The 16339-nt window shown below is 62.2% G+C and carries 11 protein-coding genes; 7 read left to right on the plus strand and 4 right to left on the minus strand.

Features of this window, described 5'->3' with window-relative positions; translation table 11 throughout:
* Positions 1 to 30 precede the first annotated feature (30 nt).
* A complete protein-coding gene (locus JSS27_14190) occupies positions 31 to 1845 on the minus strand; it encodes a DUF3592 domain-containing protein (GenBank protein ID MBS0210094.1) in 1815 nt (604 codons plus the stop codon).
* A gap of 196 nt (positions 1846 to 2041) precedes the next feature.
* On the opposite strand from JSS27_14190, the gene JSS27_14195 reads away from it, so the two are divergent.
* From JSS27_14195 to JSS27_14220, 6 genes are all read left to right on the plus strand, one after another.
* Positions 2042 to 2521: a hypothetical protein gene (locus JSS27_14195; GenBank protein MBS0210095.1), complete on the plus strand. Its 480-nt coding sequence runs from the start codon at positions 2042 to 2044 to the stop codon at positions 2519 to 2521.
* A gap of 107 nt (positions 2522 to 2628) precedes the next feature.
* The gene (locus JSS27_14200; GenBank protein MBS0210096.1) at positions 2629 to 3987 is read left to right on the plus strand and encodes an amino acid permease; all 1359 of its coding nucleotides are present in this window, start codon (positions 2629 to 2631) and stop codon (positions 3985 to 3987) included.
* A 213-nt stretch (positions 3988 to 4200) separates the two neighbouring features.
* A complete protein-coding gene (locus JSS27_14205; protein ID MBS0210097.1) occupies positions 4201 to 6576 on the plus strand; it encodes a DUF1549 domain-containing protein in 2376 nt (791 codons plus the stop codon).
* 27 nt (positions 6577 to 6603) lie between these two features.
* Positions 6604 to 7881 carry a DUF1501 domain-containing protein gene (locus JSS27_14210; GenBank protein ID MBS0210098.1) on the plus strand — a complete coding sequence of 426 codons (1278 nt, stop codon included), beginning with the start codon at positions 6604 to 6606 and terminating at the stop codon, positions 7879 to 7881.
* On the plus strand, positions 7878 to 9014 hold the full coding sequence (locus tag JSS27_14215) for a WD40 repeat domain-containing protein (protein MBS0210099.1): 1137 nt from the start codon (positions 7878 to 7880) through the stop codon (positions 9012 to 9014). Before JSS27_14210 ends, JSS27_14215 begins: the two co-directional genes overlap by 4 nt.
* A gap of 101 nt (positions 9015 to 9115) precedes the next feature.
* A complete protein-coding gene (locus JSS27_14220) occupies positions 9116 to 10480 on the plus strand; it encodes a DUF1501 domain-containing protein (protein MBS0210100.1) in 1365 nt (454 codons plus the stop codon).
* A gap of 21 nt (positions 10481 to 10501) precedes the next feature.
* On the opposite strand, the gene JSS27_14225 is transcribed toward JSS27_14220, so the two are convergent.
* The 3 genes from JSS27_14225 to JSS27_14235 form a co-directional block, all read right to left on the minus strand.
* A complete protein-coding gene (locus tag JSS27_14225) occupies positions 10502 to 11815 on the minus strand; it encodes a hypothetical protein (GenBank protein MBS0210101.1) in 1314 nt (437 codons plus the stop codon).
* Positions 11816 to 11885: 70 nt separating this feature from the next.
* Positions 11886 to 13007 carry a muconate cycloisomerase gene (locus tag JSS27_14230; GenBank protein MBS0210102.1) on the minus strand — a complete coding sequence of 374 codons (1122 nt, stop codon included), beginning with the start codon at positions 13005 to 13007 and terminating at the stop codon, positions 11886 to 11888.
* A gap of 69 nt (positions 13008 to 13076) precedes the next feature.
* Positions 13077 to 14669: a carboxypeptidase regulatory-like domain-containing protein gene (locus JSS27_14235; protein MBS0210103.1), complete on the minus strand. Its 1593-nt coding sequence runs from the start codon at positions 14667 to 14669 to the stop codon at positions 13077 to 13079.
* Positions 14670 to 15014: 345 nt separating this feature from the next.
* Here JSS27_14235 and JSS27_14240 point away from each other — a divergent pair, with 345 nt between their 5' ends.
* Positions 15015 to 16286 (plus strand): hypothetical protein, encoded by a 1272-nt coding sequence (locus JSS27_14240; protein MBS0210104.1) that lies wholly within the window; start codon positions 15015 to 15017, stop codon positions 16284 to 16286.
* Positions 16287 to 16339: the final 53 nt, after the last annotated feature.

The following is a 16339-nucleotide window of genomic DNA, read 5'->3' on the forward strand; positions in this document are numbered from 1 at the left end:
AAGGGAGGTGTGTTTCGTCTCTGCCGGCGCTTACTTAGTATTCGGAAGTGTCTCCAGCCACGCGCAAATCGCCTCGATATTGCGGGCAAAGGCTTCGCTCGACAGGTACCTGAAACCGGGTTGGAACTTCGGCTGGCCGACCAGTCGTTCGCCGTTGAATGTCGACACCCAGCGCCCTTCGGCGTCGAGTTCCTTGAGCGTCTGCTCGGCGCGCTCGCGCACCGGCGTTAGCTTTGCCGCGACGGCGCCCCCATCTTTGGCGGTCTGGTAAGCCTGTTCAATCTCGCTCAGTCGCGACACCTGTTTCCAGCCGTAATGCGGCGGCAGGTCGCGATCGTCGTGCGTCAACTCGTAGGCCGAGTTCATGTACAGCGGCCGGTTGGTCTTCAACTCGTAATAGCGCGCCACCTGGCCCTCTTTCAATTCGCACTTCCGCAGGTAGGCGAGCGCGCGAGGAATCGGTTCCAGAAACTTCTTGTCTTCCAGCACCCGCGAAATCTTGATGAGTGTCTCGAGCACGTCCTGGCTTTCCCAGGCCGTCACCGCCGGCGGTTCGAACTTGCGCGCCCAGATGGGCTGCATCTCGTAGTTGTACTGCTGGCACCAGGCGGGCTGCGGCTCGGGCATCTGGGCCAACAGTAGGAAGTCGCCGAGCTTGCGCAGCGCTGCCCGGTAACGATCGTCTTGATAGATTGTGTCGGCGTCGATCAGCACGTCGGCCACCGTGCCAGCCAGGCCGTCGTTCAACGTGTAGTAGTCCCAGTAGTTCTTCAGCCGCCCCTCGGTTCGCCAGTCGTAATCGGGATACTTGGCCGCGAGGATCGGTTGCGGCTTGACCGGCGCGGTCCAGACTTGTGGGAACGCGCCGTTAGGAAATTGGGCCTTCAGCAACGCGTCGAGCCCATACGTAGCCGCCTCGTGAATAGCCGCGTGCTTGAAGCCGAGCGCGCGATCGACGTGCATCAAGAGCCGCAACGCCGATTGCGTCTGATCGTCATCAAGTGTCGAGGCGTTCCAGTCGCCGCCGCGGCCATGGCGATACTTGCCCAGCCGCTTTGCCGACGCAAAATGAATCGTCTGGGTCCAGCCCCCGGACTGCAACTGGCCATTGACCAGCGCCTCGGCCGCTTCTTGCGCGGCGTCGCGATAAAACTGGTCAAATGTCGCCTGATACGCCCGCAGGTACGCCATCCCCACGGTCGGCGTGCCCGGCGGCTGGACAAAGATCGTGTCGGCGTCGGCCCGGCCTTCGCCCCAACGCTGCGTGAAGTCTTCGCTGTAGTAATAGACGTAGCCGCCGTGGCTGGCCGCGCGGGTGCGATAATAGGTGGCAGCACGCTTAAGCGCGTCGCGGCATTGGCCGCGCAAGGCATCGTCTTCAGCGCGGATCGCGCCGGGCGTCGCGACGGCCGCCAGAAACAGAATCATCGATGCCGCACGCCGCATTCGGAACAGCCTGTACAAGACGAAGAAACTGGCGAGGGAACACAGGCCAAAGAGTCCAAAGAACATCAAGGGAATCAGGCCAAATAACATCGGCCAAGCCAGACCACGATCGAGAACCGCATTCTCCGGCTTGGCCGGATCGACGTAGCAGGTGGCTTGCATGCCCGGCCCCAGGTCGCCACGGAGCATCCAACGCTCGCTCGTGAACATGTCGGCGAAAAAATCTCGTCGTTTCGAGCGATAGGTCTGCTGTCCGACCTGATATTCGAACTCGACGCGCAAACGCGAATTGCCCTTGTAGTTCGTTTCGACATTCAACTGCGTGATGACACAAGGAGTGGCCTGCCACGATTGTGCTGCGATGGTACTCCCAGTGCCCTTGAGAAAGGGCCAGGACATCGCGCCAAAAATGAGGGTGCCCACCCAGCAAAATACGTAAAACGCCTTTTGCCTAATCAATCTTGGCATGTCGCCTCCCGGCGGGCGAACGCCGCCCAGTTCGACAAAGCGCCTGGCACCTTGCCACGATCTCCGTCGCGAAATTCTGGCATCGTGAAAAGATTGCGTCATCAACCACATCTGTTATCTTGCTGTCATGGACACTAACCCTTACGCGCCGCCGAATCAATTGGACCCGGCCGCCAATCCGGCCATTCCTTACAAGCTGTATTCGCCCCAGCAAGTGGCTTTGGCCACGTTTCTCGGCGCACCGATCGCCGGCACCTGGTTTTTGTTCCAGAACTATCGCCAGTCCGGTCGCGCTGGGGCCGGCGTCCAGGCGCTCGTGTTGGGATTATTGGCGACGGTGGCGCTGCTGACGCTCAGTTCCTTTCTGCCCGAGAACTTTCCCAACATCGCGCTACCGCTGGTCCAGGTCTTCGCCATGCTCTACATCGCCAAGGCGCTGCAAGGGAAAGAAGTCGAAGCGCACGTGGCACAGGGGGGCCAATTAGGCTCGTGGTGGGCCGTGGTCGGCATCGGTCTGCTCTGCCTGATCGTGATCGTTGGCGTGTTCGTTGCCGCGGCGATGATATTCTCGGCCAACCAACCCGACGCCGGCGCGATGTTGAGCTAGTGCGATCGCGCGACTGAGACTGGCGGCATTCTGGGCGATGTTTGGCGTGCAATAGCATGCGCGCCACGAGCCATGCAACTTGCTCTTCCCACAAGGGACGATCGGCAATGGAGGACGAGCGTTCCCAGGTAACTACATTGCCGCGCGTGCTCGGGCCGCTCGATGCATGCACCGTGGTGGTTGGTTCGGTGATCGGCAGCGGCATCTTTCTCAAGCCTGGGATCGCGGCCGCCGAGTTGCCCAACTTCGGGCCGATCGTTTGTGTGTGGATCTTCGTCGGACTGGTTACGCTGTGTGGCAGTCTGGCGCTGGCCGAGCTGGCTGCCATGTTGCCGCACGCGGGCGGCCCGTACATCTATCTGCGCGAGGCCTATGGCAAGCTGCCGGCGTTCTTGTGGGGCTGGACCGAGTTCTGGGTGATTCGCACCGGCTCGATTGGCGCGCTGTCAACCGCGACGGCGATTTACCTGGGCCAGTTCGCGCCCCTCAGCCGCTTACACCAAGAAGCCGTCGCCGTGGGCCTGGTCCTGACGCTTAGCGCCATCAACATTGTCAGCACCCGCTGGGTGGCGCGGGTGCAGAACATTACCACGGTGCTCAAGCTGGGGTTCTTGGGGCTGATCATCATTGCCCCCTATGCGCTAGGAAGCGCGCACCGCGAATACCTACAGCCGCTATTCCCGGCGCAGGTTGACATGTCGCTGTGGCGCGGACTGGGGATGGCCATGGTGGCGGTGATGTGGCCCTACGATGGTTGGATCAACATCGCGCCCGTCGCCGAAGAGATTCGCGACCCGCACCGAAATCTGCCGCTGGCGATCATCCTGGGCATGGGCGTGGTGATCAGCGTTTATGTGGCGGCCAACGTGTCGTACCACCTGACCTTGCCACATCAGGAGATCGCGCAAAGCGGCGCGGTCGTGTTCGATCTGTTTCGCGCGCTGCTGGGAAGCGAAGCAGCCCGCTGGGTGGCGCTGGGAGTGATGTGCTCGACATTCGGCGCGGTGAACGCCAACGTACTGACCGGGCCGAGAATCTATCTGGCGATGGCCCGCGATGGTTTGTTGCCGCGAGCGGTCCACCAGGTACACTCGCGCTACGAGACACCCGCGAATGCGATTGTGCTGCAGGGAGTTTGGGCAACCTTGTTGATCGTGGGGACGTTTCACTTTTCCGAGGCACCGAAAGACGCATTCAACAAGCTGACCGATTTCGTGATCTTTGGCGGCTCGGTGTTCTATGCCCTGGCGGTGGCGGCAGTGTTTGTGTTGCGCCGACGTCGACCTGAACTGAAGCGGCCGTATCGCACCTGGGGTTATCCCGTGACGCCGGCGTTGTATTTGCTGACCTTTGGTGGCGCGTTAGTAAGCCTGCTGCTTAACTCCCCAGGCGAATCGCTTGCTGGCACGATGTTGATCGTGGCCGGCGTGCCGTTTTTTGTCTGGATGCAACGGCGCACTAATTAAAACGAAGTTGCCGCGTAACGAACTTCTGCGATGGGTAAAAAAACCGTTGACGCTCTCCTCGGAAAGCATTAACGTATCAAGCTGTGTCGATGTATCGACTTGATCCGCGTCTGCTGCTGATCGGGTCGAAGCGTCTTCCCCCTCCCTCCAGCCGATTTGCCCGCCCGAAAACATTCCCGCCTTTCCCGTCCGCACGCCTGGGGAACCGTCGCCATGTCGCAGCCTGCTGGCCGACATCTTGGCTATTGTCTGGTCGCCATTTTCCTGGCGTCGTTTTCGTCAACTGGCGGTGCGGCTGACGCGCTGGCATTGCACGCCCAGGTCGATCAACTGCTCGAGTCGGCGGCCATCGGCCCTTTGCCACCCTTGGCCGACGACGCCGAGTTTGTACGGCGCGTTTACCTGGACCTGGTGGGAGTGGTTCCCACCTCGGCCGAGGCTCGCGTGTTCCTCGATGACAAATCAGCCGACAAGCGTTCGCGACTGGTCGACCAACTGCTTGGCGACCCACGGTACACGCGGTGGTGGGCGACGGTGTTTGACGTCATGCTCATGGAGCGGCGTCCCGACAAAGTGGTCAAAGCGACCGACTTCCAGCGCTACCTTTACCAGTCGATTCTCGACAACAAACCTTACAATCAGTTGGCTCGCGAGATCATCGGCGCCGATGTCGTGAAGGGCGCCAATCCACCTGCGTCGCGATTCTTGCTCGACCGTGATGTCGAGCCGAACTTGCTCACGCGCGACATCGGGCGTCTATTCTTCGGCATGGATTTGCAGTGCGCCCAGTGCCACGACCATCCGCTGGTCGACGATTACGCTCAGTCGGACTACTACGGCTTGTATGCGTTTGTGAATCGCTCCTTCTTGTTCACTGACAAAAAGGACAAGAAGGCCCCCAAGCTCATGGCCGAGAAGGCCGACGGCGATGTGAGCTTTAAATCAGTGTTCACCGGCGACGAAGGGCAAGGAGTCAAGCCGCGATTGCCTAGGGACGTGGCCATTGTCGAGCCGGCGGTGGCCAAGGGGCAAGAGTATCTGGTTCCGCCCGAAAAGGACGCACGGCCGGTGCCGCGTTACAGCCGGCGACAGAAACTTGCCGAGTTGTTGGAATCTGGTGAGAACCTGGCCTTCAATCGCAACATCGTCAATCGTTTATGGGCCCAACTCATGGGGCGCGGCCTCGTCCACCCGGTCGACTTCCAGCACTCGGACAATCCGCCGTCACAGCCCGAGCTGCTGGACCTGCTGGCGCGTGAGTTTCGAGCGCGCCGTTACGACATCAAATGGTTTCTGCGCGAGTTGGTTTTGACACGAGCATATCAACGCTCGTGTCAACTTCCAGCGCCGGCGGAGGTCAACGTCGACCAGGTTGCCGCCCGCCTGCACAAGTTCGAAGCCGAATTGCAACAGCGTCAAGCGGCCCGCGCCGCCGCCAGCGCCGAGGTGGAAAGGATCACGACAGCGATCGACCTCCTGAAGCCGGCCAAGACGCCGGCCGCCGAACTGGCCAAGTTGGAAGAGGCTGTGAAGCTCGCCATCGCGGCGCGTGACAAGGCTCGCAAAGAAGCCCAGGACGCGCAACAAGCCGCCACAACTCGCGACGAAGCCGCCCAGTTGCTGAACGCCGCTGTCGCCGCCAATCAAGCGGTGATCGACAAGTTGGCGTCGGATAAAATCGCCGTCGAGGCGGCCAGGAAGATCGTCGACCGGGCCCAACGGACGCGCGCCGAGGCGACCCAAGCTCAGACCAAGGCAAGCGCATCGGCCAAGACCGCCGAGCAGGCGGCAGCCAAACTAAGCGCCGCCGAGCAGGCCTTGGCCAAAGTGAAAACTTCGAGTGGCGCGACCAGCGAATTGGAAAAACTGCAAGCCGAGTTACAGGCCGCCCAGAACCGGCTGGCCGCCACAACCGTGGCTGCCAAAACGTGCGTCGCCCGCGAAAACGACGCCCAGGCGCTGCTCGCTTATCAGCAACTGGCCAAGAGCGACCGTGTCGCGGCCGAGCGCGCCTGGAACAGCCTGACCGAATCGTGGGCCAACCTGGGATATGTTGCCACGCTCAAGCCGCTGGCACCCGAGCAATTTGGGTTGAGCCTGATGCAGGCCACGGGCGCGCTGGCCGCTCAGGGCTCGGCGAGCGCCGCGGCGATCGAGAAGCAGCCTCCCGAAGAACTGAAGAAGGCGGAAGACCAGCAGAAGCAACCGCTCAAGGCCCGGCTGCTCGAGCAAAAGACGTACGAAGCCGTGCGCGGCAACTTGAACTCGATCATTACCCTTTATGGCGGCCAGCCGGGGCAGGATTTTGCCGCGACCTTGAACCAGGCGCTGTTCTTTGGCAATGGGCCGTTGGTTTCAGCGTGGCTGAAGCCGCAGGCCGGTTACCTGGTCGACCGATTAAACCAGCAGAAGGACGAGCGGCTGCTGGTCGAAGAATTGTATTTGAGCGTCTTTTCGCGACTGCCAAGCAGCGCCGAGACCGCTGACGTCGTCGCCTTTCTGGAAGCGCAACCGGACAAACGCGTGGCGGCGCTCCAGGAGATTACCTGGGCACTGTTGTCGAGCAACGAGTTCCGCTTCAATCACTAGCGCGATCACACGCTGGAGAGAATTGCCATGAAATGCCCGTACGCCTGCCGAACTATCGATCATGTGATGTCGCGGCGTTCGTTCCTGGGACAGGTCGGGGCGATCGGGGCGGGGCTCGGCGTGTCAAGCTTCGTCCAGCCGGCGGTCGCCAGCCAGCTCAAGACCAATCACAAGCGGATCTTGACGATCTTCTTGCACGGTGGCGTCAGCCAACTCGAATCGTGGGATCCGAAACCGAATACCGATACCGGCGGTCCGTTCCGCGCCATTCCTACCAGCGTGCCGGGCGTACACATCAGCGAGTTGCTCCCCTACACCGCCAAGCAGATGCACCATCTGTCGCTGGTCCGCGGCATCAACACCAAGAACGGTGACCACGGCAAGGGGCAAGTCGAGATGCTCACCGGGCGCACGCGCACCCCGGGGACCGACTACCCTCACTTGGGCGCGCTCGCGGCGAAGACCCTGGCGTCGGAATCGTTCCCGCTGCCGGGGCACATCCTCGTCAAAGGGGAGCGTGGCGGCGTGGCTGGGCCAGCGTACCTGGGGCCCAAGTTTGCAGCCGTCGAACTCGACGGCGCCAAGCCCCCCCAATACGCCGAGCGTGCCGCCGACTTGACCGAAGCGACGGATGCCCGGCGCAACCGCTTCCGCCAGTTGGCAAACGACCATTTCGCGGCCAAGCGACGCAGCGCCGACACCGACGCCTACACCTTCTCGTACGAACAAGCCCAACAACTGCTCGCGCAACGCGACGTTTTCGAGTTGGCGAAAGAGCCGGCCAAGGAGCACGACAAGTACGGCAAGAGCGAATTCGGCCAACACCTGCTGCTGGCCCGGCGGCTGATCGAGAACGACATCCCCTTCGTGCAAGTCAATCACGCTGACTACGACTCCCACTACGAAAACTTCGACTTTCACATCGAGCAGCTCGGAGAATTCGATCGCCCCTTCGCCACGCTGATCGCCGATTTGGCGGAGCGCGAGCTGTTAAAAGACACGCTCATCATCGTCATGAGCGAGTTCGGCCGCACGCCCAAGATCAACGCCGGCTATGGCCGCGACCATTGGGGAACGGCTTGGAGCGTGGCGCTGGCGGGTTGTGGTCTGCAACATGGCGCGGTCGTGGGCAAGACGAACGCCAACGGCACCGCCGTGGTCGATCGCGAGGTTGATCACGGTCACCTGTTGCACACCTATCTGCGCGCGGTCGGTGTCGATAGCAAGAACGAGTTCACGATTGGCGGGCGCAAGCTGCCCATCGCCGATCCAGCCAAATCGGCCATTCAGGAGTTGCTGGCATGAGCGCCGCCGACCAGGAAAAGCCAGCCAGCGCCGCGGCGCCAGAAAAGCAACCGGCGCCGAAGGACCAGTCCTCGCCCAAGGAACCGACGGCGTCACAGGCCGATCCGCGGCAAACGCATCTGGCTGTCGAATGGAAATATGCGCGGCCGTTGACGGCCTGTCGGTTCGATCCGCTCGGGCGTTTTGTGCTCACCGGCGCCGAGGATAACAGCATTCAGCGTTGGACTCTCACGGATCAGCCGCCGGCCAAGGGCCCCGATGGCAAGCCCGTCGAAGTGCAGCCGACCTTGTTCGAAGGGCACGATAGTTGGGTGCGGGCCATCGCCTTTTCGCCCGACGGGAAGTGGACCTACACGGGCGGCTATGACGGCCAGCTATTCACTTGGGAGACGGTGGGCGATAAGCCCGCGTTTATTCGCAAGATCGCCGCCCACAACGGCTGGGTGCGCGCCATCGCCGTCAGCGCCGACGGCAAGCAACTGGCCAGTTGTGGCAACGACCAGTTGGTCAAGCTTTGGGACACCGCCGATGGCCGCCAGATTGCCATATTTAAGGGACACGAATCACACGTTTACAATCTGGCGTTTCATCCTGATGGCAAATCGCTCGTGTCGTGCGACTTGAAGGCTAATTTCAAACACTGGGAGCTGGCGACTGGCAAAGTCCTGCGCGATTTCAAAGCCGATGCGTTGTACAAGTACGACACCAAATTCCGCGCCGATATCGGCGGCGCGCGGTCGCTGGCGTTTAGCCTCGATGGCAAGCTGCTGGCCGCGGGGGGCATCACCAATGTCACCAACGCCTTTGCCGGAATCGGCAGCCCGGCCGTGGCGGACATCGACTGGGAGTCGGGCAAGCTCAAGCTGCTGCACACCAGCAAGGAAGCCGGCAATGGCGTGATCTGGGGGGTGGCGCCACACATTGACGGCTATTGGATTGGCGTCTCTGGCTCGCGCAGCACCAGCGGTGGACTCTTCTTCTGGAAGCCCGATGCAGCCAATGAATTCTTCAAGTTCAAACTCGCCAGCGGCGTCGGGCGAGATCTGGCGTTGCATCCCGATGGTTTGCGCGTGGCCGTGGCGTGTGCCGATGGCTATATGCGTGTCTACAAAATGCAAAGGCAGAAGACGTAGCATGACGTCGCCCGTGACCGTTTCGGCGCGCTGCGCCGACTCCAAATAACGGCCTGCCGATTGAAGAACCGGTTTAGAATCCTCAAACGGAATTGGTTGCCATGACACGTTGCCATCGTCGTGCGACCCGTGAGGGCGGAGTATTCCCCGACGGCGTTTCGCGCCGCAACTTCTTGCGAATCGGTGGCCTGGCCATGGGAGGGCTGGCGCTGCCTGACTTGCTGCGCGCCGAAGCGCGGGCGGGCGTCCGCTCGTCGAACAAGTCGGTGATCATGATCTTCTTGTCGGGCGGGCCGCCTCATCAAGACCTGGTCGACTTGAAGCCCGACGCCCCGGTTGAGATCCGCGGCGAGTTCGACCCCATCGACACGAACGTCCCCGGCATTCAAATCTGTGAACATCTGCCGCGACTGGCGGGCATGATGGATCGCGTGGCGCTGATTCGCTCTATGGTTGGCTCCGAGGGGCGGCACGCGGCGTTTCAGTGTCTGACCGGCCACGGCGTGGCGTCACAGCCGCAAGGTGGCTGGCCGTCGCTTGGCGCCACGCTGTCCAAGCTGCGCGGCGCGGCCGCACCTGGCATACCGCCGTTTGTCAGCCTGGTACCGAAGATGAAAGGGCAGTTTTGGGCCGACCCGGGCCAGCCGGGTTTTCTGGGAGTGGCGCACGGTCCCTTCCGGACGCTCGGGGACGCGCACGACGACATGGTCCTCAACGGCATCACCGTCGACCGGTTGCACGATCGGCAGTCGCTATTGGCCAGCGTCGACCGCTTCCGACGCGATGCCGACGGCCAAGGCTTCATGACGGGGCTCGATACGTTCAATCAACAAGCGTTCGATATCCTCACTTCCAGCAAACTGGCCCAGGCGCTCGACATCGAACGTGAAGATCGTCGCGTTCGCCAGCGCTACGGCTATGGATCGCCCGAGCCTGCTGGCTATGGCGATGCCGGGCCGATCATGAACGAGTACTTCCTGACGGCGCGCCGCTTGGTCGAAGCCGGCGCCCGCTGTGTCACCGTCGCCTATGGTCGCTGGGACTGGCACGGTCGGCCTCACGGCACGACGTTCGAGAACGCCCGGCATCACTTCCCGATATTCGATCAAGGGATCACGGCGTTGCTGGAAGACTTGCGCGAGCGCGGTCTGGAACGCGACGTCTCGGTGGTGGTGTGGGGCGAATTTGGCCGCACGCCGCGAATCAACGCCAACGGTGGCCGCGATCATTGGCCCGCGGTTTCGTGCGCCATGTTGGCGGGTGGCGGCATGCGCACGGGTCAGGTGATCGGCTCAACGAACCGGTTGGGTGAGCATGCTCAGGATCGCCCAGTTCAATTCAAAGAAGTGTTCGCGACGCTGTATCGCAACTTGGGAATCGACGTCGACGCGGTGACGCTGCGCGATCTGACCGGCCGGCCACAGTTCCTGGTTGATCGCGCCTCGGCGATCAAGGAGTTGATCTAAGCCATCTGGCCAGGTCGTCGCCTACGTCGGGTGAGTCTCGCCGCCGCGCATGAAGCCTGAATCGGCAGGCGGGGCGTAGCTGACGTCCAGGTCGGGCGTTTCCAAGCGTTTGTGCCCCTGGTGGCGTGATTCGAGCGCCAGGTCCAGGATGCCGCCAGTCAGCATCGTCCGCTCGACCGGATAGGGGGCGCGACCTGTCGTCAGGAACTCTTCGACCTTGCTGGTCAGCGCGCCCAGAAAGTCGGCCCCCGGTGGCGGCGGCAGCATGAACAGCGTCGAAGCTGGCTTGGCTTGCCCGCGCACGCGCGCGGCAAAGGTCGTGTCGTCGACGTGCCCGTTCAGAATCAGCACCGTGGCTTTGAGCCCGTCGCGATACTCGACCAGGAACGCGGCCGGCCCCTTGGTGTTGGCGGGCGAGGCGAAACGCGACACATAATGTCGACAGTTCTCGCGGACGCTACCGACATTCAACGAAGGACTGCGTCCGAGCGCGTGTTCAAGCAGTTCCCACGACCAAAGACCGGCGTCCCCGGCGCGCCAGACGGCGTCCCCTTCTAAGCAGGTGACGGCGTGGACCCCTTGCTGGCCACGAGTGCGGCGCTCGACCATGCATTGCAACGCTTCGAGGGCGTGAAAGCCAAACAGCTCGATCTCGCCGCGCGAGGCGACCAGGGCTTCTTCGACGGGCGCGCCCAGCGGCAACTCCAGTTCGGGCCGACGCCACGTGACCGGCAGGCTCGAACCGGCAAACAGCGGAAACTTCAACTCGCGCGCCGTCTCGACCATCGCCCGGCCTTTGGCCCGGTCGTACGACAAGTGCTTATCGCAGAACACCGGCACGCCGCGCCCCGAACGGCGAAACACCTCGGCGATCTGTTGAAACAGCTCGAAGCGCGGATACAGCTTTTGGCCCTTGGCGTTGTACGGGTAGTCGCCATGCTCGCCGATCAACAGCACCCCATCGACGGCCAGCTTATCAGTGCCCAGGGTCAACGCTTGGGCCACGTCGGGGTAAAGCGCGAAGCCGTGCCGCGCGGCCAGCGGCCGGCTCAGATCGCCTGCCTTCTGTTGCTCGACGAACATGCCCGCGATGGCGTGGTCAGGATAGTGCATCTGGCCGTCGCGCAGATAGCCGTGCAAGAAGCGACCGCAGATGTGATAGGCGTGCGATAGGTAGTAATAGGTCGTGGCCACGACGGCGATCTTCTTCGTGGCTGGCTTCGAGCGCGGCGGCGGCTGGCTGCGCGGCCCTTGGGCCATCGCCATGGGGTTGGCCCAATGCGAAGCGGCAATCGACGCGCCGCTGGCCTGAATGAAACGCCGACGATTCAACATGACAGTCCTCGCGCTACAAACGACGTGATCGGCCAGGTACTTGCCGGCGACAACGGGCTACGTGGCGTGCTTAGTCGGCCGCGGGGTGCAGGCGCACGACATCCCAATCGACCTCAACGCCTAGCCCCGGGCCGCTGGGCACCGTGACAAACGGCCCTTCAATCACGACCGGCTTCTTCACCACCGAGAACTCGTGATAGATCGGCCCCAATGCGTCGCCCGGGTACTTCTCGACCTGCATGTTCTGGCACGCGACGATCAGGTGCCCCATGGCGGCGGTGCCGACGTCCAACTCCAGGTTCGAGCCGATGGTGCAGGCGATCTTGTGCTCGGCCGCGAAATCGACCATCCGCTTGGCCTTGGCAATGCCCCCTTGCTTGCCGGGATAGACGTTGAGGATGTCACAGGCCCGATGCCGCACCAACTCGCGCGCGTGGACCAGGTCGAAGCACATATCGTCGGCCATTACGACGCTGTTGGTTTCGTGCCGCACGCGGGCCAGGGCTTCGTAATCGCCATCGGGCGTCGGTTGTTCCACGACCGCCAATCGGCAATCGGCCAGCGCGCGAATCTTGCGAATGGCGGTCTCCACCGACCAGCCGCAGTTGGCGTCGATGTCCAGCGCCCGGTCAGGGCCAATCACCTCGCGCACGGCGCGCACGCGCTGCAGGTCGTCGTCCGACTCGCCGCCGACTTTTACTTTGATGGTGGTAAAGCCAGCTTTGATCCGCTCCTCGGCCACGCGCCGCGCTCGCGGCAGGTCATAGGCCCCCATCGAGAAGCGACATTTGAACTTGTGCGCCCGGCAGGCTCCGCCTAGCAGCTCGTAGACCGGCTTGGCTTGCCCTTTGCCCCAGGCGTCCCAGCACGCCATCTCGATCGCCGACTTGGCAAACCAGTTGTGTTTGCAGACGGCGTCCATCCGCCGCGCGATTTCGGCGATGTCGGTCACTTCGCAACCGATCAGCGGCGGCGCCAGCACCCGATCGATCGCCGCCTGGCACCCCCAGACGGTTTCTCCGCTCCACGCCGGGGTGGCGGTCGCTTCGCCGGCCCCCTCGACACCATCGTCGGTCAACAGCCGGACGAGCACATAATTGCTGACCGTGTGCGAGCCCAGGCTCGAGATCATTCGCCGCTCGGGCACGAGCGGCACGCGAACCGTGTAGGATTCGATGCGAGCAATCTTCATCGGCTACTCAACCAGGTTCGTGGGTAGGGGGCGACCGCCAACGCAGGTTGTCGGCGAACGATGTTTCGTTTAACGATTCGGCTCCAGCAGGTGTTGAATCACATTCTTGGTGACGCGCGACAATGGTTCGTCGACCGGCAACGAGCTGACATAGTTGATCGAGCCGGCCGAAAAGACAGCGCCGCCGCTGGGAGTGTCGAAATAGATCATCTGTGCGCCGCCGTCGTCGCGATTGGTCCCTTGGGCGATCAAGTGAATGTTCTTCGGTGAACTGGGAGAGATCTTATCGGTCTCATGCCCGGAAGCCCCACCGGGACAGCGCATGTGCAAGCTCTTAACACCGAACAAATCGTCAGCTTTCAGTCCGGTGCCGGCAAAAGCCCAATGCTGAGGATCGAGCACCCGGTACGGCGCGCCGGTCATCGCGCCGGCGTCGGTGTAAACCACGCCCAGCAGATTGGCCTCGCTTTCCAGGCGCTCGTGCATCCGGCTTTCCAGATTCCGGGCGCGTTGATTCCGCTTGTCGCCGTTGCGCACGATGATCGACGTCGGGCTGGGGAACTCGACTTCGCAGTTCAGGCCATTGCCACCCAGATAAAGCAGCTTGCCGCCTCGTTCAAAGACCCAACGCTTGACGGCTTGGTACATCGCGCGCGACCAGTACTCGGGATGCGTATGGATAATCAACAGCCGATAGTCGTCGAGCCGTAGCGTGCCGTCGTGCAGTTGCGTCTCGGCGTACAGGTCAAATGGGATCGACTCGCGCTCAAGCCAGCCATACAGCCGCCACTCGGCCGGGGCCAGATGGCATGCCTGACGCCCTTCGATCGGATCGGTAATCTGCTCGCGCAGGTCGATGTGGTTGAACGGCTCGGGCCGATCGAACGACAGCGGAGCGTAATCCTCTCGGTCGTAGAAAATATGCTCGGGATCGGTGTACCGGTCGAGGTCTTGCCGCGAATTGACCGTCGGCGTCGGCGGCAATTCGGCACAGTGGATATAGTTGCTCCGCCCGCCGAAGCTGTTGTAGCAGTTCCAATTGATGTTCGCGGCCAGCACGGCGATCTTGGCCGTCGGTTTGGCCGGCGCGACGATCCACGGAAAGGCGAACGTCCGCCCCGAAGGCGTGCGGGCGTGGAAATAGTACAGGCCGCTCTGCGCCGGCGCGGTCTGCATTTGGCGATGGACGGGATTGTTGTTGTAGCCGACTTTGTTCCACTCGACGCCGGTGCGCGTGTAGTCACCATCGGGCGTGATTTGCATGGTGGCCCGGGGACCGTGCTCATCGAACCAGCCGATCGAGCGAACGAGTTCCTGCTTCCAGCCGTAGCGCCACAGCTCAAGCTGGTACATCTCGACCGCGTGAACGCGAAACTCGGCTTGCTCGCCGCCGCGCACCCACTTGGGCCAGGCGTAGCCCAACAGCGTATCGCTGAGTAAACGGAAGTGATAAGGCCGCTGGGGATCGACCGTCATCATCACGCTCTTCGAGCCATAGCCCGTACGGTAAAGCGTCACCCGCCACTGGCCCGGCGCGAGTGATGCATAGACCGCGCCGGTGGCGCGGGAACGGGCTTCGACACTTTGCCCCGGCCGCTGGAACTCAAGCGACACCTCGGGCAAGGCCACGTAACGCTCGTCACTGACGTAGCCGACCAGGATTTCGGCCTGAGCTGGCGATACCGGCGCGCTCGCCGTTTGTGCAACGGTCGAAATGGCTGGCGCGAACCAAATCAAACCAAACGCCAGCAACACGGTGCGCCAAAGATGATGCCACGGCATGAGTGTCGCCCCAGGCTGGGTGCAAGGCAGGAAGTTCCGGCAAGAACCACGATCGTGCCAGACGCCGGCCCAAGATGCAACCAATTCCACGCTCATCAGCCTCATTTGAACCCCGCCGTCAGAGGTTGAAACAAGTCGCCTGATGCGGCGGCCGCGCCCGTCGCTTAAGATTGATTTGGCAAACGCCAGCCATCGCCACATGCCAAGCTACCAGGGACAGCCAGGATGACCAGGAATCACTCGCTCGGTTTCAATCGTCGCCAATTCGTATCGGTCGCGGCCGCGGGTCTGGCGATCAGCGCCGCACAGGCCCGGGGCCAAGAGGCGGCCAAGGCCGAACTTCCGCCCGTGCGCGCGATCACCAAGGGTGATGGCTTTTACTGGTTTGGCTATTACGACAAGCTGCAATTCTCGCCCGACAATCGCTTCGTGTTGGGTAACCGCGCGCGGTTCGAGCATCGGTCACCGACCGCCGAGGACGAGATTCAAGTCGGCATGGTCGACCTGGCCGAGAACGATCGCTGGATTCCGCTGGGCAAGTCGAACGCCTGGAACTGGCAACAAGGGTGCATGCTGCAATGGATACCGGGTTCGCCATGGAAGGTCATCTGGAACGACCGCGACGGCGACAAGTTCGTCGCCCACATTCTTGACGTGAAGACCAACGAGAAGCGAACGATTCCCAGTCCGATCTACGCCTTAAGCCCCAACGGCAAGGAAGCCGTATCGTGCGACTTTGCCCGCGTGGCGGACTGTCGCCCCGGTTATGGCTATGCGGGCATTCGCGACCCTTACTTCGATGACATGGCGCCGACGGCCGCCGGCATTACGCGCGTGAACCTGGAAACCGGCACGTCAAAGCTTATTATCTCGCATCACCAATTGGCCACGACCGGCGAAGTGATTCAGAACACGCCCCAGTCAAAGCATCACGCGTATCACCTGTTGTGCGGTCCTAACGGCGAACGGTTCATCCTGCTGCACCGCTGGACGCAGCCCAAGGGTGGGCACTTGACGCGGCTGATCACCGCGGCGATGGACGGCAGCGATTTGCGGATCGTGATTCCCAACGGTTATGCCTCGCACTTCATCTGGCGCGATCCCACGCACATTCTCTCACAGGCCAAGGGCTGGCTCGGCAACGACAACTGGGGAGACTTTCTGTTCGAGGACAAGGCGTCGGGCATCGTCGCCGAGATCGGCCACGGGGTGCTCGACTCGGGAGGGCATCTCACCTACTTGCGCAACAACCAGTGGATTCTCAACGACACCTACCCGCAAGGGGCCAAGCGGCTGCAGACACCGCACCTGTACGAGATTGCGACCAATCGCCGCATCGACGTGGGGCACTTTCCGTCCCCCGAGGAGTACAAAGGGGAGTGGCGCGTCGACAATCACCCGCGATTGAGCCGGGACGAGCGATTTGTTTGCATCGACTCGGCCCACGAAGGACGCGGCCGACAGCTTTACCTGATCGACATCAGCGGCGTGAAGTGACGGCGTGCTCGCCTGGTTCGTTGCACATTCGATCAACGCCTCGCGTGCTCGCT

Source organism: Planctomycetota bacterium, assembly GCA_018242585.1.
In the GTDB taxonomy this organism is placed as follows: Bacteria; Planctomycetota; Planctomycetia; order Pirellulales; family PNKZ01; genus JAFEBQ01.

Coding starts and splice junctions, on each gene's coding strand:
- JSS27_14220 (MBS0210100.1), top strand. CDS start 9,116: ATGACACGTTGCCATCGTCGTGCGACCCGTGAGGGCGGAGTATTCCCC.
- JSS27_14205 (MBS0210097.1), top strand. CDS start 4,201: ATGTCGCAGCCTGCTGGCCGACATCTTGGCTATTGTCTGGTCGCCATT.
- JSS27_14230 (MBS0210102.1), bottom strand. CDS start 13,007: ATGAAGATTGCTCGCATCGAATCCTACACGGTTCGCGTGCCGCTCGTG.
- JSS27_14210 (MBS0210098.1), top strand. CDS start 6,604: ATGAAATGCCCGTACGCCTGCCGAACTATCGATCATGTGATGTCGCGG.
- JSS27_14190 (MBS0210094.1), bottom strand. CDS start 1,845: ATGTCCTGGCCCTTTCTCAAGGGCACTGGGAGTACCATCGCAGCACAA.
- JSS27_14200 (MBS0210096.1), top strand. CDS start 2,629: ATGGAGGACGAGCGTTCCCAGGTAACTACATTGCCGCGCGTGCTCGGG.
- JSS27_14215 (MBS0210099.1), top strand. CDS start 7,878: ATGAGCGCCGCCGACCAGGAAAAGCCAGCCAGCGCCGCGGCGCCAGAA.
- JSS27_14225 (MBS0210101.1), bottom strand. CDS start 11,815: ATGTTGAATCGTCGGCGTTTCATTCAGGCCAGCGGCGCGTCGATTGCC.
- JSS27_14195 (MBS0210095.1), top strand. CDS start 2,042: ATGGACACTAACCCTTACGCGCCGCCGAATCAATTGGACCCGGCCGCC.
- JSS27_14240 (MBS0210104.1), top strand. CDS start 15,015: ATGACCAGGAATCACTCGCTCGGTTTCAATCGTCGCCAATTCGTATCG.